This window comes from Bacillus methanolicus MGA3 (assembly GCF_000724485.1).
GTDB classification, from domain to species: Bacteria; Bacillota; Bacilli; order Bacillales; family Cytobacillaceae; genus Bacillus_Z; species Bacillus_Z methanolicus_A.
Genome location: NZ_CP007739.1, coordinates 2,867,551 through 2,886,440, shown reverse-complemented (window position 1 = coordinate 2,886,440; position 18,890 = coordinate 2,867,551). Strand labels below are relative to the sequence as shown.

The 18,890-nt window shown below is 37.2% G+C and carries 21 protein-coding genes; 10 read left to right on the top strand and 11 right to left on the bottom strand.

All coding sequences use genetic code 11. From position 1 onward, the window contains the following. Positions 1-18: 18 nt before the first annotated feature. A complete protein-coding gene (locus tag BMMGA3_RS14110; protein ID WP_003349439.1) occupies positions 19-2,019 on the bottom strand; it encodes a YhgE/Pip domain-containing protein in 2,001 nt (666 codons plus the stop codon). A 128-nt stretch (positions 2,020-2,147) separates the two neighbouring features. On the opposite strand from BMMGA3_RS14110, the gene BMMGA3_RS14105 reads away from it, so the two are divergent. From BMMGA3_RS14105 to BMMGA3_RS14095, 4 genes are all read left to right on the top strand, one after another. Further along, positions 2,148-3,050: a LysR family transcriptional regulator gene (locus tag BMMGA3_RS14105; protein ID WP_003349440.1), complete on the top strand. Its 903-nt coding sequence runs from the start codon at positions 2,148-2,150 to the stop codon at positions 3,048-3,050. Between the two features lie 242 nt (positions 3,051-3,292). Further along, positions 3,293-3,583: a DUF3817 domain-containing protein gene (locus BMMGA3_RS14100; protein ID WP_003349441.1), complete on the top strand. Its 291-nt coding sequence runs from the start codon at positions 3,293-3,295 to the stop codon at positions 3,581-3,583. Positions 3,584-3,682: 99 nt separating this feature from the next. Further along, entirely contained in the window at positions 3,683-3,823 is a 141-nt protein-coding gene (locus BMMGA3_RS17980) for a hypothetical protein (protein ID WP_003349442.1), read from the top strand. A 26-nt stretch (positions 3,824-3,849) separates the two neighbouring features. Then, entirely contained in the window at positions 3,850-4,416 is a 567-nt protein-coding gene (locus BMMGA3_RS14095) for a hypothetical protein (protein WP_003349443.1), read from the top strand. 209 nt (positions 4,417-4,625) lie between these two features. Here the strand turns inward: BMMGA3_RS14095 and BMMGA3_RS14090 are convergent, their stop codons facing one another. The 3 genes from BMMGA3_RS14090 to BMMGA3_RS14080 form a co-directional block, all read right to left on the bottom strand. Further along, positions 4,626-5,576 carry an LLM class oxidoreductase gene (locus BMMGA3_RS14090; protein ID WP_003349444.1) on the bottom strand — a complete coding sequence of 317 codons (951 nt, stop codon included), beginning with the start codon at positions 5,574-5,576 and terminating at the stop codon, positions 4,626-4,628. Between the two features lie 133 nt (positions 5,577-5,709). Then, positions 5,710-6,822 carry a tRNA 2-thiouridine(34) synthase MnmA gene (gene mnmA / locus BMMGA3_RS14085; protein WP_003349445.1) on the bottom strand — a complete coding sequence of 371 codons (1,113 nt, stop codon included), beginning with the start codon at positions 6,820-6,822 and terminating at the stop codon, positions 5,710-5,712. A gap of 53 nt (positions 6,823-6,875) precedes the next feature. Beyond that, positions 6,876-7,286 carry an RrF2 family transcriptional regulator gene (locus tag BMMGA3_RS14080; RefSeq protein WP_003349446.1) on the bottom strand — a complete coding sequence of 137 codons (411 nt, stop codon included), beginning with the start codon at positions 7,284-7,286 and terminating at the stop codon, positions 6,876-6,878. 231 nt (positions 7,287-7,517) lie between these two features. Between BMMGA3_RS14080 and nadE the strand changes: the two genes are divergently transcribed. Beyond that, on the top strand, positions 7,518-8,339 hold the full coding sequence (gene nadE, locus BMMGA3_RS14075; protein WP_003349447.1) for an NAD(+) synthase: 822 nt from the start codon (positions 7,518-7,520) through the stop codon (positions 8,337-8,339). A gap of 219 nt (positions 8,340-8,558) precedes the next feature. Beyond that, positions 8,559-9,500, top strand: coding sequence for a manganese-dependent inorganic pyrophosphatase (locus BMMGA3_RS14070; RefSeq protein ID WP_003349448.1), 942 nt, complete (start codon positions 8,559-8,561; stop codon positions 9,498-9,500). A gap of 40 nt (positions 9,501-9,540) precedes the next feature. Here the strand turns inward: BMMGA3_RS14070 and BMMGA3_RS14065 are convergent, their stop codons facing one another. The 4 genes from BMMGA3_RS14065 to BMMGA3_RS14050 all read right to left on the bottom strand — a co-directional run bounded on the left by BMMGA3_RS14065 (position 9,541) and on the right by BMMGA3_RS14050 (position 13,770). Next, complete coding sequence (locus tag BMMGA3_RS14065) at positions 9,541-10,392, bottom strand: VOC family protein (RefSeq protein ID WP_003349449.1); 852 nt, start codon at positions 10,390-10,392, stop codon at positions 9,541-9,543. Positions 10,393-10,535: 143 nt separating this feature from the next. Continuing rightward, on the bottom strand, positions 10,536-11,285 hold the full coding sequence (locus BMMGA3_RS14060; protein ID WP_003349450.1) for a MerR family transcriptional regulator: 750 nt from the start codon (positions 11,283-11,285) through the stop codon (positions 10,536-10,538). Positions 11,286-11,504: 219 nt separating this feature from the next. After that, positions 11,505-13,370, bottom strand: a complete 1,866-nt coding sequence (locus BMMGA3_RS14055; RefSeq protein WP_003349451.1) for an ATP-binding protein — start codon at positions 13,368-13,370, stop codon at positions 11,505-11,507. Beyond that, on the bottom strand, positions 13,345-13,770 hold the full coding sequence (locus tag BMMGA3_RS14050) for an ATP-binding protein (RefSeq protein ID WP_003349452.1): 426 nt from the start codon (positions 13,768-13,770) through the stop codon (positions 13,345-13,347). The genes BMMGA3_RS14055 and BMMGA3_RS14050 overlap by 26 nt, the downstream gene beginning before the upstream one ends. A 153-nt stretch (positions 13,771-13,923) precedes the next feature. On the opposite strand from BMMGA3_RS14050, the gene BMMGA3_RS14045 reads away from it, so the two are divergent. Next, a complete protein-coding gene (locus BMMGA3_RS14045; RefSeq protein WP_003349453.1) occupies positions 13,924-14,718 on the top strand; it encodes an SDR family NAD(P)-dependent oxidoreductase in 795 nt (264 codons plus the stop codon). Between the two features lie 105 nt (positions 14,719-14,823). On the opposite strand, the gene corA is transcribed toward BMMGA3_RS14045, so the two are convergent. Together corA and BMMGA3_RS17975 are read right to left on the bottom strand one after the other, a co-directional pair. Next, on the bottom strand, positions 14,824-15,774 hold the full coding sequence (gene corA, locus BMMGA3_RS14040; RefSeq protein ID WP_003349454.1) for a magnesium/cobalt transporter CorA: 951 nt from the start codon (positions 15,772-15,774) through the stop codon (positions 14,824-14,826). Between the two features lie 249 nt (positions 15,775-16,023). Beyond that, positions 16,024-16,164: a hypothetical protein gene (locus BMMGA3_RS17975; protein ID WP_003349457.1), complete on the bottom strand. Its 141-nt coding sequence runs from the start codon at positions 16,162-16,164 to the stop codon at positions 16,024-16,026. A gap of 262 nt (positions 16,165-16,426) precedes the next feature. Here BMMGA3_RS17975 and BMMGA3_RS17590 point away from each other — a divergent pair, with 262 nt between their 5' ends. From BMMGA3_RS17590 to BMMGA3_RS14025, 3 genes are all read left to right on the top strand, one after another. Beyond that, positions 16,427-16,612, top strand: coding sequence for a helix-turn-helix domain-containing protein (locus BMMGA3_RS17590; protein ID WP_237712883.1), 186 nt, complete (start codon positions 16,427-16,429; stop codon positions 16,610-16,612). A 136-nt stretch (positions 16,613-16,748) separates the two neighbouring features. Next, positions 16,749-17,120, top strand: a complete 372-nt coding sequence (locus tag BMMGA3_RS14030) for an ArsR/SmtB family transcription factor (RefSeq protein ID WP_003349460.1) — start codon at positions 16,749-16,751, stop codon at positions 17,118-17,120. An 88-nt stretch (positions 17,121-17,208) separates the two neighbouring features. After that, positions 17,209-18,123 carry a cation diffusion facilitator family transporter gene (locus tag BMMGA3_RS14025; RefSeq protein ID WP_003349461.1) on the top strand — a complete coding sequence of 305 codons (915 nt, stop codon included), beginning with the start codon at positions 17,209-17,211 and terminating at the stop codon, positions 18,121-18,123. Between the two features lie 59 nt (positions 18,124-18,182). Here BMMGA3_RS14025 and BMMGA3_RS14020 read toward each other — a convergent pair whose 3' ends face one another. Continuing rightward, positions 18,183-18,827 carry an SDR family oxidoreductase gene (locus tag BMMGA3_RS14020; protein WP_003349462.1) on the bottom strand — a complete coding sequence of 215 codons (645 nt, stop codon included), beginning with the start codon at positions 18,825-18,827 and terminating at the stop codon, positions 18,183-18,185. Between the last annotated feature and the right edge of the window lie 63 nt (positions 18,828-18,890).

Genomic DNA, 18,890 nt, shown 5'->3' with positions numbered 1-18,890 from the left:
TGTATTTTTTAAATCTATTTAATGGACGCTTCCTTCAGAAGTTTTTAAATGTTGAATATGGCTTGTAATCCAAGCAATTCCGCCAGCAAATGCGAGATAACCAATCAAGATCCAAGTTTGTGTTTGCAATTGGGACCAATCTCCTAAAGAGATTACTTCCTGGAACTCTTGAAGAGAATGTGCCATTGGAAGATTTTCTCCAATTACTCTAAGCAGCGGTGTATTCAATTCTCTAGGAAATGTTCCGCCGCATGTAGCTAATTGGAGAACTAAAAGTGTAACCGCCGCAAACTTCCCAACGATTCCAAATACTGTTACCAACATGAGAATAATGGTCATAAAGGTAAAGGAAACTATCACACTTGACAGAATAAACATTGGAACACTCGCTACATCTAGTTTGAAACCGAATAGAACCACAGTATCTACAATCAGTGCTTGAATCAGTCCGATTGAATAAACTAAACCCAATTTGTTGATAAAGTGTACAGTTCCGCTGATCTTTAAATCTTGTCTTCGACCAAGTGGAAGAATATTTGATGCCATGATCCCGCCGACATAAAAGGCTAAAGATAGAAAATAAGGAGCAATCCCAGTTCCGTAATTCGGAACATTTGAGAGATTGGATTTAATTAATTGGACAGGTTCAGCAAACATGGAGGTTAAGGCGTCGTTGTTATGAATATTAGACGTTTTTTTGGCTGCATCATTTAATTTTGCCGATAACTCTTGTGAGCCTTCTTTCAATTGGAGAAGTCCATCGGTTAATTTATTGGCTCCGTTATCTAATTGATTTCCGCCGTTTGCCAAACCGTTAATTCCATTTTGCAAGGAGGAAAATCCTTGTTCCCATTTATGAAAGCCATTTGAGAATTGGACCGTTCCATCGGATAGTTGTTTGGCTCCCGTGGTGGCTTCATTCATTTTATTACCAAATAGTTTCAAGCCTTCTTCCAATTTAACTTGACCTTCAACTAATTTCTCTGAACCCTTTGCAAGTTCAGTTTGACCGCTTTTCAATTTGGACGTTGCCAGGGCTAATCCATTGGCCATGGCAATGATTTGTTGGAAACTTTGATCTTTTTGAACTTCTGGATGCATCTTTATATACTGTTCCAATTGGTTTTTAAGCAGGTTCGCGGTGTTGTTCACACTGGTTTCCCCTTGAACCAATTTCTCATTTCCAATCGCCCATTCCTTTGTTCCTTGAGTTAATTGATTCATTCCTGCTTCCAATGTTTGATGCCCTTTGGATAGCTGTGACATCCCGTTATATAACGATAGGGATCCGTTTTTAATCCTGTCCATTCCTTGATTTAATTCTTGCTGACCGCTAGAAAGCTGATTGCTTCCATTTTTAAGTTGATCTGCGCCATTTTTAAGATGGTGGATTCCTTCGGACAGTTGGACCATTCCGTTGCTGGCATTAGTAATCCCTTGATTTAATCTTTGTGCACCATCACCAGCCTTTTTTAACCCCTTCGCTAATTCCTGAAGCTTTGAGAATACGCCATCTGCATAGGATTTTGTTATGCTATTGGCAATTTTAGTTTTCATTTCTTCTGTTGCTGTCGAGCTAATTTGTGATGCTACATAGTTTTTGCCAGGATTAACTTTATATAGAAGCTGTGCCGGTTGGGGATGGTCATCCATCAATGTAGCAACTTTATAGGAAAAATCTTTGGGGATGGTGACAATCATGTAGTATCTGCCATTTTTTAGACCTTGTTCCGCTTCACTTGAAGATACAAATTTAAAATTTAAATCCTTGTTTTTCTTCAATTCTCCAACAAAGTCATTTCCTGCATGAATTGGTTTCTTATCCATCATCGAGCCTTCATCCAAGTTCACAACAGCTACTGGCAGTTGGTCCAATCGTCCATAGGGATTCCAGTATCCTGCAAGAAAGAATCCAGCATAGATTAAAGGAACAACAAGCAGAAATACTAAGGCAATCCGCCCATGTTTATGGATCCACATCATTTTTAAGTCTTTAAAAATTAATTTTATCCCCTTCATTCTTACCTCCTTAACTTAGTCTAGAGTGTTAGTCAATTCACTATCATAAATTGAATTTTCGATATTGTATAATATATAATTAGTTACAATACAATAGCTTTAAGTCTATGGATAAGGTGGAATAATTGATGGAATTGCTGCAACTTAAGTATTTTCAAACAGTTGCGCGGCTTGAGCACATGACGAAAGCGGCTGATGAACTTAAAATTGCACAACCTTCCCTTAGTAAGACCATTGCACGCCTGGAAGAGGATCTTGGAGTTCCGTTATTTGATCGTCAAAACCGTCAGATTAGACTTAATCAATATGGAAAAATATTTCTGCACCGGGTGGAAAGAGCTTTTATGGAATTAAAGGAAGGGAAAAGAGAGATTTTGGAATTAGCTGAGCGGAATCAAAATAGCATTAGACTGGCTGTATCCATTCCAAGAGTACTTCCTGATTTATTGGGTTCTTTTTTAAGAAAATATCCTCATGTTCGTTTTCAACAATTTGTAAATTCTATTTCGTCGATGAAACATCATCTGAAAAATGGGGAAATTGATTTTTGTATTTCTTCAGTTCCTATTGAAGATCCTGAGATCGTCTGGGAACCATTGATGACAGAAGAAATTTTCTTAATTGTCCCCCCTGGACACCGGCTGGCAGGACGGGACAATATCTATCTCTATGAAGTAAAGGACGAACCATTTATTAGTATGAATACAGGATATGGAATTCGAAACTTAACTGACGAATTTTGCAGAAAGGCCGGCTTTATGCCGCATATTGCTTTTGAAGGCGACGAACCAGGTGTAATAGGGGACTTAGTTAGACAAGGATTGGGGGTTGCATTTATTCCTGCAATCTCTTGGATGAAAAATCAGAATCCTTCCCTTTATCGATTACGTATTTTGGAGCCAACATGCCAAAGAACGATTGGTTTAGGTCGGTCAAAAAGGCGTTTCTTTTCAGAAACAGCTCGAGATTTCCATAAATTTGTCATTGAATATTTCTCAAAAATTTCTGCTTGCCTTAAAGAGATGCCATAGTAAATATATTTAACGAATTTTAGATCGCTCAAGCAGATGGAATTTTTATGAAATTATATGAGGAATTAAGGGTATTGTTATAGCTTTGATGAATATGATAATTTTAATCATAGTAGAGAGAAATGGAGAAAGTCCTTAACAAAAGAATTGGATTATTTTTTCTAAACTGCAATGTTCATTGAAACCAAGCAAATTCTTAAACGTATTTTTTATAGAATCTTGTCACGAAGGAAGGTTTCAGTATGGGGAAATCAACCATCGATTTACTGCGCAGAGTTGGTATTTTTGAAGGAATTTCTTATTTAGTTTTACTTTTTATCGCTATGCCGCTTAAATATTTTGCCGGCTTGCCAGTTTTTGTTCTGATCTTCGGAATGATACACGGTATATTGTTTATTCTTTTCGTCTTATTGTTATTTCTTGTATGGCAAAGGCATCGTTGGCCTTTAATTCGTGTTTTTGGGGCTTTTATAGCGTCACTGCTGCCGTTCGGCACTTTCGTGTTGGATGCTCGTTTGCGAAAAGAATATTGATCTAATTCTTATTTTTGTTGAAAAGGAGACTTTCCGAAACCAAAAGGATTTGCAATCGTAGAAACAGATATAAAAATATTGGAAAGAGAGGAACTGTTCGTGGCACCTGCACGAAAAGAGAAAACAGACAAATCGCTGGTACAGGAAATTGGGAAAGAGCTCTCCTTTGATCTAGGGTTAGACTTGCTGTTTTTCCTCCTTCGCGGAGTGTGGTTAGGAATCAGGCGGGTGTTCTTATGAATTAATTAGAAAGTGTGGAAAAAAGTATGAGTATTGGAAAAAAGTTGTTTTTCATTTGGATCATTACTATGTTTTTCATTACTTTTACTTGTGCATTGACGTTTCTTGTGGCGCAGCAATCACTGCGACTTGGTGCCGATAGCCTGCCAGCTCAATTAGCAAAAGATACAGCAATACAATTACAGAAGGGACGAAATGCCCAAGATTCCATCCCGCCTCAAAAAGTAGATGCTTCAAAAAGTTATGATGGATTTGTTATGATATACGATAAAAATAAAAATCTAGTTGCAACTTCTGGAATGTTTGATACAAAAAAGCCAGCTTATCCAAAAGGGGCTTTAGATTATGTTTCTAAAAAAGGGGAAAATCGTATTACTTGGCAGCCCCAAAATGGGCTGCGCTTTGCTACAGTCGCCATTAAATCTAATAACTACTATATAGTTGGTGCACGGTCACTGCACGAGACAGAAATTATCATTAATAAAATTACACAAATAGTATTTTATGCTTGGTTAGCATGCTTGATCTTTTCCGCTGCCGCTATTCTTGTCATCTATGCTTTTATAAAAAAAGTGTATAAACATCAAAAATAGAACTTTCCAAAACCAAAAATTGAAGTCAAATCGAATTGTAATTGATAAAAAATAGACCTCCCGACGTCTCGCGAACGGAAGAGGTCTATTTTTTTGAAGAGGCTAGCTCCTTGGAGCCTGCCTAATATAGCAACTAGGGAAAAGTGTCAGCAATAGGATTACTTTAAATAAGGCCATTTACTGCTTATGATTCTTATCCTTTGCTAACATTAATTCCTTTCTAATGCTGGGAAATGTGGAAGAACTTCTTCGCCTAATTCTTCAATCACTTCTTCAACAGGTCGTTTTCCATATTTTAAATTAATGATGATATGATTAACTCCAACATTTCTAAGGGCTTCAAGAAATTCAATAAGGAAATTTCGTCCGATTCGGAATCCAAGATGGATCGGAATTGGCAAGTGATTTGGATCTTCTGTCAAGTCAATATAGAGAGATTGAGTAAATGGCTTAAATTCATCTGTAAATGAGCGCCAATCTTGAATGAGTTCAGCTTGGTAATTAATTGGCCGCGGATAGTAGATCCATCCATCACTGTTTTCTGCAATCCATGCTGGAGACTGTGAACTGTGACCGGTTACCATTACTGGGATGCTAGAAAATTTCGGTTTTGGCAAAAGGTCTCCATTCATTAGGTTTACACGAGAAGTGTGAATTCTAGGGAAGTTTTTCTCCCATATTTCCCTCATGACAGATATAGACTCTCGAAATAATTCACCGCGATCAGTTGGTTCAACAGAAAAGGCTGGAAATTCAATTGGACGGTCGCCTGTTGCAACACCGAGAATGAGCCGTTCACCGGATAGCTTATCAATGGAAGCTGCTGCTTTTGCCACATGAAGCGGGTGGCGCAGCGTCAAAATAATACTAGCTGTTCCCAATGCAATCTTCTCTGTGTTTGCGGCAACATATCCTAGATAAGCAAAAGGATCATACATTTGACCTACATCACCGAAATTAGGATCGCGTAAAGGCACGTCTCTGACAAATAAGGAAGCGAATTTTAGTTCTTCTGCTCTTTTCGCTAATTTCATTTGCTTTTCCAAATTCATTTCCGGGACGTCGCCCATATATGATTCAATAGGGAAAAACAGCCCTAAAGTTAATTTATTCTCTTGATACATGCGTGAAAATCCATTATGATTTTTAAATTTTTCCATTGTTAATCCCTCAATCTTTTTCTATGAATTAGAATGATAATTGCTTTCTTATTATGCTTTATTACAAATTATTCACTCATCATGCAGCTAGGAATGGAAATAAGTTAAGGTTTCGATTCCTAGCGATCATCCACTAAGCTACAATTGAGACAGATGCAGGATCTTTAATAACGGTATCAATAATTCCGCTGCCAAGACAAACATCTTGATCATAAAATACGGCTACTTGTCCTGGTGTAACAGCTTTTATTGGTTGTTCAAATTCCACTAAAGCCGTTTTATCAGTCCGGACATGAACCTTTACCTTTTGGTCTTCTTGGCGGTATCTAAATTTAGCCGTACATGAAAATGTTCGTGGACTGTAATCCCCATTGATAAAGCTAATGTTGGCAGCGATGATGCCATTTGAGTAAAGGGCAGGATGATCTTTTCCTTGGGCTACAATTAATATGTTGTTTTCTAAATCCTTATCGACAACAAACCAAGGTTCAGGAGCACCTTTCCCTCCAATTCCGAGTCCTTTTCTTTGTCCGATCGTATAGTACATTAATCCATCATGCCGCCCTAATACTTCTCCATCGATTGAGCGAATGTCTCCTGGTTGTGCCGGCAGGAAGTTCTTTAAAAAGCTTTTAAAATTTCTTTCTCCAATAAAACAGATTCCGGTACTATCTTTTTTATTAGCGGTAGAAAGGTTTATTTCATTAGCAATTTTTCGTACTTCGTCCTTTGTTAACTCTCCAAGCGGGAAGATGACCTTTGATAATTGTTCACCTGTTAATTGACTAAGGAAATAACTTTGATCTTTGTTAGAATCCTTTCCTCTTAATAAAGTTACTTCTCCATTTTTTCTGTTTATTCTTGCATAATGGCCGGTAGCAACATAATCTGCATCTAACGAAAGAGCAAAATCAATAAATGCTTTAAACTTAATTTCCGAATTGCACAAAACATCCGGATTCGGAGTTCTTCCTAATTTTAATTCTTCCATAAAGTACGTAAACACATGATCCCAATACTCTTTTTCAAAATTTACGCTGTAGTAAGGGATCCCTAATTGATTGGAGACAATCTTTACATCTTCGAAATCTTCCGTTGCCGTGCAAACACCGTCATCATTTTTGTCATCCCAATTTTTCATAAAGACGCCGATTACTTCATATCCTTCTTTTTTGAGCAGATAGGCGGCGACAGATGAATCGACTCCACCTGACATCCCAACGACGACTCTTTTCTTTTTACTCATTGACAACCTCCTTAACTGAAACTTTTTTTATTACAGTTTTTATCAAAAAAAAATTATCTATTTTTAATTTCCTTAATAATATCTTGTATCGTAATCCGTTTTAAATAATTCATCAGATGTTCCTCAGCTTCTTCAAAAATGTTCAATAGGATTGAGGATAAATTTTTTCCTACGATACAGCTCTCATTTCCTTCGGGGCATTTAGGCAATAGAGTGCCTTCACTCGTTATCATAAAGATTTTATCTAATGTAATATTTTCTGGTTTTTCTTTTAAAGAAAATCCGCCTTTTGCTCCCTCTTTCGAAACGATAATATTTTCTTTTCTAAGCAAACTTAAAATTTTCCTTAATCGAACAGGGTGAACGGTTATACTTTGAGCAATATCTTCACTTGTCACTCTTTGTTCGGACCTTGTTGCCAAATAGGCAACGCAATGGACAGCAATAGAAAAATCACTATTCAATAATCTTACACCTTCTTCCCAAATGTAATAATAAATGTTACAGTTATAAATGTCAACAAACGATGATTAAAAAAGTATCGGGCATACCGGCAAAATTTGAAATGGCAGCCACATTTTCAACAAAAGGCACTTTTTATTCTCTTTTATACGAAAGATCGTTTACACCCATATTTTCAGAAAAGTTAAGAAAGGATATAATGATAAATAAATGTAAGAAAGAGGTGTGAAAGAATGAGTTTACAGAAACAAATTATTGAGGATTTACAAGTGAAGCCAGAAATTAATCCAAAAGAAGAAATCAGGGAACGAATTGACTTTTTAAAAGCATATTTGAAAAAGACAGGGGCAAAAGGATTTGTTTTAGGAATCAGTGGTGGACAAGACTCAACGCTTGCCGGACGGCTTGCACAGCTTGCAGTGGAAGAATTGCGGCAAGAAGGCCATAAAGCTGAATTTATTGCTGTACGGCTTCCATATGGAGTCCAGTTGGATGAGGAAGATGCCAAAGCTTCTTTAGATTTTATAAAAGCGGACCGTGAGTACGTTTTTAACATTAAAGAAGCAGTAGACGGGGTAAAAGCTGAGTATGACAGAATTACATCAGGAGAGCCACTAAGCGATTATCAAAAAGGCAACGTCAAAGCAAGAATGAGAATGATTGCACAATATGCGATTGCAGGCGAGGAAGGATACCTTGTCATTGGTACAGACCATGCCGCAGAAGCAGTGACTGGCTTTTTTACAAAATACGGAGACGGAGGAGCGGACGTTCTTCCGCTATATGGCTTAAACAAACGCCAAGGCAGAGCGTTATTAAAAGAACTTGGGGCTTCGGAACGAATTTATCTAAAAGTCCCGACAGCAGACCTTTTAGATGAAAAACCGGGACAAGCAGACGAAACAGAGCTTGGAATTTCATATGATGAACTGGATGATTACCTCGAAGGAAAACCTGTATCAAAAGAAGTTGCGGAAAAGATTGAGCGCCGTTATTTAGCGACTGAGCATAAACGTAGACTTCCTGCAACAAAATTTGATTCATGGTGGAAATAGACAAGCGTTTTTTGGAAAAAGGAAAGCCTTAAGGTGCAAAAAAGTCAGCCCTTTTGGCTTTTTTTGTTGAAGCCTATTTCTTTTGGCCGGGAGTAAAAATGTTTTTTATGAAGTACAGTTTTAAAGAACAGTGCAGAAATGTTAAAATATCTTTTGGAAAAAGAATCTCTCATTTAAAAATTGAAAGAAATCTATCTCTATCAATAAAGGAGCAGAGAAATGGAAAAAGTATTTGTATTCGGACACAAAAACCCTGACACAGATTCAATTTGTTCAGCTATTGCTTATTCTGAGCTGAAAGCAAAATTAGGAATGAATGTAGAGCCTGTTCGATTAGGCGAAGTGAATGGAGAAACAAAATTTGCCCTTGATTATTTTAATGCGAAAGCACCGCGGCTCGTGGAAAAAGTTTCTGATGAAGTAAACAGTGTTATTCTCGTTGATCATAATGAGCGGCAGCAAAGTGCAGATGATATCGATCAAGTTCGCGTATTAGAAGTCATCGACCATCATCGAATTGCTAATTTTGAAACAAGTGATCCTTTGTATTACCGCGCCGAGCCGGTAGGGTGTACAGCAACGATCTTAAAAAAATTATATAAGGAACATGGAGTAGAGATTCGAAAAGAGACCGCTGGACTTATGCTTTCTGCGATCATTTCAGATTCTTTATTATTCAAATCTCCTACATGTACGGAAGAAGATATTGCTGCTGCACGTGAACTTGCAGAGATCGCTGGTGTAGATGCAGAAAAGTATGGTTTGGAAATGCTGAAAGCAGGAGCTGACTTGAGTGATAAGACGATTGAACAGCTCATTTCTCTTGATGCTAAAGAATTCCAAATGGGACAAAGCAAGGTTGAAATTGCACAAGTAAATACCGTTGATCCTAAAGACGTCCTTGACCGCAAGGAAGAGCTTGAAGCAGTCCTATCACGTGTCATTGCTGATAAGGAATTGGATTTATTCTTATTTGTTGTCACAAACATCTTAACTAACGATTCCACAGCAGTAGCCCTTGGCCGCAAAGCGAATGCAGTGGAGCAGGCATTTCAAGTTACCCTTGAAGATAATACTGCTGTTCTTAAAGGCGTCGTCTCCCGTAAAAAACAAATTGTTCCTGTTTTAACTGATATTTTTAATAAAATAGATTCAAAATAAAACTTGAAATAGAGGCTGGGAGTCAGCCTCTCTTCCATTTTTAAACTGATAGTTCAATCAGATTGCCTGAAGGATCTTTCGTAAGGACGATATCATTTTCTTCTTTTATCCAAGCACCGATCTTTTGCAGCTGCTCGATCACTTTTTTTCTCGTTTCTTTGTTAGGCAACACGAGAGAAAAACGCTTCAAACCGACACTGTTTTCTAAAGGTGCAGGCGCACCTACTCCATTCCATGTATTTAATCCAATATGATGGTGGTATCCTCCGGTAGAAATGAAGAGTGCTTGTCTTCCATATCGGTTTACAATATTGAACCCAAGTCCTTGTATGTAGAATTCCTCTGTTTTTTGCAATTCAGAGACATGTAAATGAATATGCCCCATTAATGTATTACTCGGAAGACCTGTCCATGCCTCTCCATCCCCTTCCGCAAGAAGATTTTCTGCATCCAATGGCACCGTTGCCATTTCAACTTCACCGTTTTCCCAATTCCATGCTGCAGAAGGCCGGTCTGAATAAATTTCAATACCATTTCCATCTGGATCAGCTAAATAAATTGCCTCACTTACAAGATGGTCAGATGCTCCTTGCAGCGGGTAGCGGATTTGAATGAAATGACGCAAAATTCGGGCTAAGTCATTACGGCTTGGCAACAAAAGAGCAAAATGATACAAACCTGTTGTCCTCGGTTTTTTTGGTATTACATTTTCCGGCTGCTCAATCGATAATAGGGGAGTTGTGCCATTTGCCGTTAGTACAGCCTTTTTTGCTGATTTTGTTAGTACTTGAAAACCGATAATATTTTGGTAAAACTCGAGAGAACGTTCTAAGTTTGCCACTTTTAAGTACACTTGCCCCACAAATGTATGTGGATGACGGTGAAATTTCATAAGGTTTTCCTCCGATATTTTTTAAAGAAGATTAGTTACTTTGTGTAAATAATTATATTATTTTTATAATCTGTTTGTCTAAATGTTGTATTGGAGGGGTCTGACCCTTTGCCTGTAAGTCAGCCTTTTTTGCGTTTTTCTCATTATCCGGAATGGTTATCACAGTATACATGAATTGCTTCGCGTAAAAACTTTGCGAGTCCTTCTTTATATTTGTCGATATTTTTTGTGAATCGTATGTCGTCTACATATAAATCGCCAAGCCCTCGGAAGATTTCGATGGTGCAATCGTAGAAATTGTCAGTAATATGTTGTCTCCAATCTGCAACTGCCTTTTGGACAACTGGATCTTCCGGCGATTTATCCATATTCGCCGCAAGCTCTTTAAAAATTTCGTCATTGCGTTTCATAATTGTTGCCCATTCATCTTCGGAGTGTTTGGCAAGTTCCTCCATGGCGTCAACACCGTAGCGTTCTTTGATCTCATCCGCATATTTTTTTTGATGTTCTTCAATGGCTTTCATATTAAAGCCTTTAAACATATCTTTATTTTTCATTTCTATTTCTCCTTCAATCGATTTTATTGTGTTGTCAACGGTCTGAATCATTTCTTCTATTCTAGCCCTTTTTTTCAAAAGAAGTTCTTTGTGTTCTTTTAATGCTTGTTTTCTGTCAAAGTTCGGACTATCAAGAATCGCTTTAATTTCTTGTAAAGTAAAGCCGATTTCTTTAAAAAATAAGATTTGCTGCAGCTTTTCGAGGTTTTGGGTTGTATAAAGTCGATACCCGGCCGGGGTTACGGATTCTGGTACAAGCAGCCCGATGCGGTCATAATGGTGGAGAGTGCGCACACTTACACCTGCCATATCGGCTACTTCTTTTACTTTATACATTTTCTCACCTCCACAATTTGATCTTATTCTATGACGCAGCGTCAGAGTCAACGGGAATTCAAAAATTTTTTACATATTTTAAGGTTGGCAGAAATACTGAAAATTAAAAGCAACTGAAAATAGGAAAACACCACTCTGGTTATAGATATAGAGTGGTGTTTATATTGCCCATTATATTTTGGAACTAATACTGGCATGTGGAATTGAAAAATGAAATTTTTATGAAGGGTGGGTGATTTCCTGTAAAGCCTGTTGAAGATCAGCTCTGGTTTTTAAATCTTTGTCGATCTCTATTCCAAGTTCAATCATTGTATCTGCAATTTCCGGACTGATTCCGGTTAATATGGTTGAACAGCCTAATAATTTAATTCCTTTAACAATTTTAAATAAATGGCTGACAACGGCCGTATCCACAAATGGAACGCCGGAAATATCAATAATCAATTGCTGTGCTTTTAATTCTTTTACTCTTACTAAAGTTCTTTCTCGTATTTTTTTTGCACGGTACGTATCCACATTTCCGACGATTGGAAGAATACATATTTTATCTGTAATCGGGATAATCGGAACGGTCAATTCGTCTAATGTTTGACGATGGCTTTTCAATAGTTCCTCTTTATAACCGACGTAGTAAGCGGTATATGAATCGATAAACATATCAATTATATCATTCACTTCTCGTTCTAAGGCAAAAAATTGTTCCATGTCAAGAGTGCATTTCGATTCGTTATAAAAGGCTTTAATCGCACTCCAGATAATCCCTCGAGAGGATTGAATGAGTTCCCAAGCCAAATGAATCGGAAAATCGGCTTTTGCAAGCCGAATGCCATATTCTTTTGCAGTGTCCATAATATCTTCCGGTTTTAATGCTTGAATATTTTTTGCAACTATGTGTATGATTGGATTTCCATTTACTTCGAATCTTTCAAGTTCTCCGTTTTCACTTAATAATGTGCTAATATAGCTTTTGTCCTTTTTTATATATTGAATCCATTCATTTGAATAGAACTCTGAAGTTTGCTCTAAAAATTCAGATAATTTACTTTTTGAGTTTATTTCAGTTGCCATCGAATTCCCTCCTATATATTGAACAGAATTACCTTTGTATTTTGAAAAAGAAAGGTAGAAGGTTGTTCCTTTGCCCTCCTCGCTCTCTACATGTATTTTTCCATTATTGTTTTGGATCGCATTAAAAACTTGCGCTAGCCCCAATCCTTTTCCATCCTGTTTTAATGTAAAGAAAGGAGTGCCTAAGAGCCGAAGCTTGTCCTTTGGAATTCCAACGCCAGTATCTGAAATGGTAATATGGATATCTTGATAATCCTCGGTTTGTTCAATGACCAGTGTCCCGCCGTTTGGCATTGATTCAATTGCATTTTTAATTAAATTAAAAAATGCCTTTTTAATTTGATTTTTTCTTCCTATAATCGTTGCTTCTTTATTTTCGAGCTTTTTGATTACCCTTATATTATAAAGCTTGTTCTGAAATAATAGTAAGGTGGATTTTAATTCCGTACATACATTAAAAGATGTAGGCTGTTCTTGTACAAATTCGGGTTTTGAGACACTCATTAAATCATTTAAGATAGTGATGGCACGCTCTAATTCGCTTTGCGCGATCTGAATATATTCGGCATTATAAGTTTGATCCAATAATTGCAGAAATCCTTTTACAGCAGTTAAGGGATTTCGAACCTCATGAGCAACACCGGCTGCCATCTCCCCGATAGATGATATTAAATGATTATTATTCCAATTGGTATCAATATAGTTTTGTAACTGGTTGAAATTGAAAATATACAAATGAATCTTTTCGAGCTTTTGTTCATCATAGGTTTTATGAAACAAAAAAAGGTAACTTTGACCATCAATGTTTGCTATAAATTGATTTGATTTGCCCATAAAGCATTCATGTAGTTTCTTCTTAATTTCATTGTTTTTGATACGTTTGAACAAGTTGTCTGATTCATTATCTTCTAAGAAAGATAACTTTTTTATCTCTTTATTCATTTTTTTTATGATTCCATCTGGAGTGAGTTCAATCAATCCATAATGGATGTTATGATTGGCAGCTAAATTCTTCATAGCGTTTAACCAGCCTTTCATCGATCCATTTTACGGCTCTAACCTTAGTTCCAAGGTTATTATTACTTGTGATTTCAAATTCATCCATTAAACGCATTACCCCTGATAAACCTAATCCCAGCCCTTTTTTAGAGGGAATTTCATTTCTTAAGATTTTATCAATGTCTTTAATTCCGGGGCCTTTATCAACTGCAATAATTTCAATTCCATATGACTTAATCGGATTGATAAAAATTTCTCCTTTACCTGCATAGTAGACAATGTTGCGAGATAATTCCATAATGGATACGACCAACTTCGTTTGTTGGCTTTTATTTAATCCGAAGTGTTCTGCAGTCATTTTTCCTATGGTACTGGCTATGTAAACATCATCTTCTCTTTCAATGGAAACCCTATACACATCTCATCCGCCTTCAATATAATAAATTTTGCGCAATGTTCTATCGCATATTTTATCACAATTATAAGATTCGATTTACATTTTTGAAAAATAAAAAAATTGGAATCGTTTTAGCTCAAAAATAAATGAATCGAAAGGACAAGGTGAATTTGTATGGACATAAAGCTGAACGGAAAAAAAGCAGTTATCAGCGGCTCGACAACGGGAATTGGCTTTGCAATTGCGAAAGGTCTTGCGAAGGCAGGGGCTTCTGTTCTTTTAAACGGACGTTTTGAAGAGCAGGTTACAGAGGCAGTTGAAAGGCTCAAACGAGAAATTCCCGGAGCGGAAGCATGCGGTTTCGCCGCTGATCTAAGCAGCAGTGTTGGTGTGAATGAATTAATTAATTACTGGCCGGAAACAGATATTCTCGTAAACAATCTTGGAATTTTTGAACCGAAAGAATTTTTTGAAATAACGGATGAAGATTGGGAGCATTATTTCCAGGTGAATGTGATGAGTGCTGTCAGGCTTTCACGGCATTACGCAAAGGGAATGAAGGAAAAAGGCTGGGGCAGAGTATTATTTAATGGCAGTGTTACAGGAGGTTTTTATTTGGGTGAAATGGTTCACTACGGTGCTGCAAAAGCTGCTGTTTTAGGACTTTCACGAGGACTTGCGGAAAGTCTTGCAAAAAGTGGTGTAACGGTTAATGCATTTATTCCCGGTCCGACAAAAACGGAGCGGAATAGTGAATATTTCGATCATTGGGCGAAAGAATCAGGAAAATCATTTCAAGAGATTGAAAAGGGTCTGTTTGATAAAGATTTGTCGACATCATTGCTTGGACGTTTTATCAGTACTGAGGAAGTGGCAAACATGGTCGTTTTCTTAGCTTCAGAGCAAGCATCAGCTATTACTGGTGCAGCCTTAAAGGTAGATGGAGGCATTGTCCGGTCTTTATTATAGTCGATAGGATTCGATTTATGTCGGATAGAACGGCGTTTTTACATAAAAAACCCCACCTCTAGAAGAAGCATAGGTGGGGTTTTTTCCTTTGCCGATAATCTCTTACTATTTAAACCAGCCTTTCTTTTTAAAAGTGAAAAACATGCCAAATCCGATTACGAACATGAACAAAAGGGTGCCAAAATAACCGTATTTCCATTTTAATTCAGGCATGTGTTCAAAATTCATTCCGTAAATTCCGGCTATCAAAGTTAAAGGCATAAAAATCGTCGTGATGACTGTCAATACTTTCATCACACGATTTGTTTCATGCGAGTTTAAGGAAAGATAGCTGTCCCGAATATCCGTCGTTAGTTCTCGATTCGATTCAATCATTTCTGTAAGCTTAAGTAAATGGTCATGTATATCAGAAAAATATTCGCTTCGCTTCTTAATTTCTGTTAAACGATGGGAGTTAAGCATCCGATAAATCAAGTCTCGCATCGGTGTCACTGTATGTCTTAAAGCTAGCAATTGATGCCTTGTTTCATACAAATCATCGAGCAGCGCTTCCATTGATCGATTCTTGGAATTTTCATCAATTTCGTTTAATGTATCTTCAATCTGGTAAACGACCGGAAAATAGTTATCGACCAATTTATCAAGAACGTGGTACAAAACTAAATATGGATCCCATTGCCCCGGATTATTCGAAAAGAAAACACGGTCCCAAACTTCATTTATTTCAAGGGAATCTTGATGATGATAAGTAACAATGAAATTATCCGCAACAAATATGTTAATTTCTTCTTTTGAAAATGTTTCTGGATTAAGGCTGTGTGTGACAAAAAAGGTATGATCTTCATAATAATCGAGTTTTGGCCGCTGCAGTTTATGTATACAATCTTCAATTGCGAGGGGATGAAAATTCAGCGGCGTTCGCAACAGGTCCGTTTCATCTTCCGTTGGCTGGTTGAAATCGATCCAATACCAAATAAAATCTCCTGATGTTAAATCATTAATCGACACGTCCTTAATCAATTGCATTTGATGATCTACAGCAATAGTCCGCAGCATATGATCCGTCTACTCCTAAAAAAGTTTTCCTCTTCCATCATATAAAAGGTGCAGATAAAAAAACAAGAGGGACTGATTTAAAAAGAAAAGGGTCAAACTCCTCCAATGCAACATATAGACAAATACTAATAAGCAAATTCCATATATTGTCATTTATGAATGGAGTCAGACCCTTATGAATCAGTCTCTGCCTTTCTTTAGTTAAAAGCACTTGTAATGAAACTCCCGAGGTTTGGAAGCTTCGATTTATTAATCCACATCTGTTTTATCGTTTTGGTCTTTATTTCGTTTATTGCCTTTGCTGTTGTCTCCGCTGACGATTTCACCGTTGCCGCCTGAAGTCCGGGGAGAATTCTGGTTTTTGCTGCCTTTATTGAATTTCTTTGTCATAGATCAAGACTCCTTTACTCATACTATCTGTTCGTTAGTTTGCCTTATAAAAAAAGACTTATGTGTGAAAATAGAACGAAACTTGATTTTCGAGCCTTTAATTTGATTTATCGTTTCCCGACAGAAGACTCCCACTTCAAGGAAAGCGAAGGGCAAAGCCCAATGGGTAAGTGGGAGATGAATGTCGGCTGGCGATAGCCAAAACCTTCCTCATTATGATATAATAAGAACATATGTTCTCTGCGGAAGTGAGGTGAACGTCATGATCGTCTACAAAGCCTATAAATTTCGTATCTATCCAAACAAAAAACAAATGGAACTCATTAATAAAACGATTGGCTGTTCTAGATTCGTGTTCAACTTCTTTCTTACTAAGATAACCGAAGATTACTTCGGTGTTCGTAGGAATCTCCCGCTTCAAACAGACCGTAAGGTCGTTAAGCGGTGAGTAGTTCAAAAGCTTTTAGTTAGAATTATTCGTAAGCTTTATTCCTCTAAATTGTTCACTTTCGATTGACATTCAAATATCTGTTTGAATAATATATATTCAAACAGATATTTGAATATTGAAGGGAATGTTGTATTTGAAAGAGCACGACGTTTGCGAAGTTACTTGTGTCGATGAGGAGAGGGTTAGCAGGGTTAAAAGCAGGATAAAAAATGAAAGCCCGTCTGAAGTAGCCAGTATTTTTAAGGCTCTTTCAGATGAAACAAGTATTAAAATTGCCTATGCTCTTTCAATAGAAAAAGAATTATGTGTTTGTGATGTCGCAAATATTGTTGAAGCATCAACCGCAACAGCCTCCCATCATTTGCGAATGCTAAGTAAACTCGGGCTTGCAAAGAATCGGAAAGAGGGGAAGCTTGTCTATTATTCCCTCGATGATGATCACGTTAAACAGTTAATTGATATTGCCTTTGCCCATCAAAAGGAGGGAAAAAGCGAGGGCATTTGAAAATTCAAAGATAATACCGGAAAAATTCTAACGACCCCATATATATATGAAAGAAATCGCTGCTTCTTATAAAGGAGTGAAAACAGTTATGGGCCATTCTCACTCGCATAGTCATTCACATAACCACGGGCACAATGTTAATAAAAGAGCATTAAGAATTTCTTTTTTTCTTATTGCTTCCTACATGATCATTGAAGTTGTTGGCGGAATGATGACAAACAGCCTTGCGCTTTTGTCTGATGCGGGTCATATGTTAAGTGATGCAGCGGCTCTTGGGTTAAGCTACTTGGCGACAACATTTGGCGAAAGAAAAGCGAACAAATTTAAAACATACGGATATAAACGGATCGAGATATTAGCTGCTTTTATAAATGGTCTTACTCTTATTGGCATTTCCATTTATATTTTTTGGGAAGCTTATAACCGGTTTTTGCAGCCGCCAAGCATTATGAGTTCAGGAATGTTTATCGTTTCAGTTATCGGATTCATTGTAAACATGTTAGCCGCCTTTATTTTATTAAAAGGAGATACATCAGAGAATCTTAATATTCGGAGTGCATTTCTTCATGTTTTAGGTGATTTGCTTGGTTCCGCCGGGGCGATTACAGCTTCACTTCTTATTATGTTTTTCGGCTGGAATATAGCCGATCCATTTGCCAGTGTGTTCGTTGCTGTTTTGATCATTATCAGTGCTTGCCGGGTCACACGGGATGCCACACATATATTGATGGAAGGAGCACCTTCGAATATAGACGTAGCAAAAGTTCAAAAGACGCTTGAAGCTTTAAAAAATGTTATTGGCGTTCATGACCTTCATGTTTGGTCTATATCCTCAGACATGCCTTCATTGAGCTGCCATATTGTCGTAAAAAATGAACAAAACAGCCAGACAGTTTTACAAGAGGCGAAAAAAGTTCTTCATGAAAAGTTTGATATTCATCATTCTACCATTCAGATTGACACAGAGGACAATCCATGCGAGCAATCAGGACATTGCAATTAAAATCCAAAAAGAAAAAGCTGCAGGAATATTGAATTACCTGCAGCCTTTTTGTTTTTCTTTTATAAATTTTTTAATGCATCAGAAATCGGAATATCACCTGACATAAGGTCAAATGAACGGTAAAAGGTATTTTCTTCATCAAGTGCGGCAAATATTGTACGAGCTACATCTTCACGAGGGATTGATCCTTCTTTTAAATTTTCGGCAACAATAATTTTTCCTGTACCGGGTTCATTTTTAAGCCATCCGGGACGAATAATCGTATATGTTAATTCACTTTGTTCCAGCATTCTGTCAGCATAATGTTTGGCAACATAGTAAGGTTTGATTGATTCTTGCCAATTTTCTCTATTATGAGCCTGGAACGAACTGACCATTACAAATCTTTTAATTCCCACTTTTTCAGCAGCTTCGATCGTTTTAACAGCTCCGTCAAGATCAACTAAAAGTGTTTTGTCGTATCCTGTGTGCCCGCCTGAACCTGCGGTAAAGACGATTGCATCACAGCCTTTTGCAGCATCAGCAATTTTTTCAACACTATCTTCCAAGCTTACCACTGCGGTTTCAACGCCTAATTCTTGGAAAAATTTTGCTTGTTCTTCTTTTCGAATCATTGCTTTGGCAGTGTGTTTATTACTTTCTATGATTAACTGAACGAGTCGTTTTCCAATTTGTCCATTCGCTCCAACAACAAGGATCTTCATGAATTTTGACTCCTTTCATATATGAGCATTTTTTTTCATTATTTCAAAAGAAACATTCGAAAG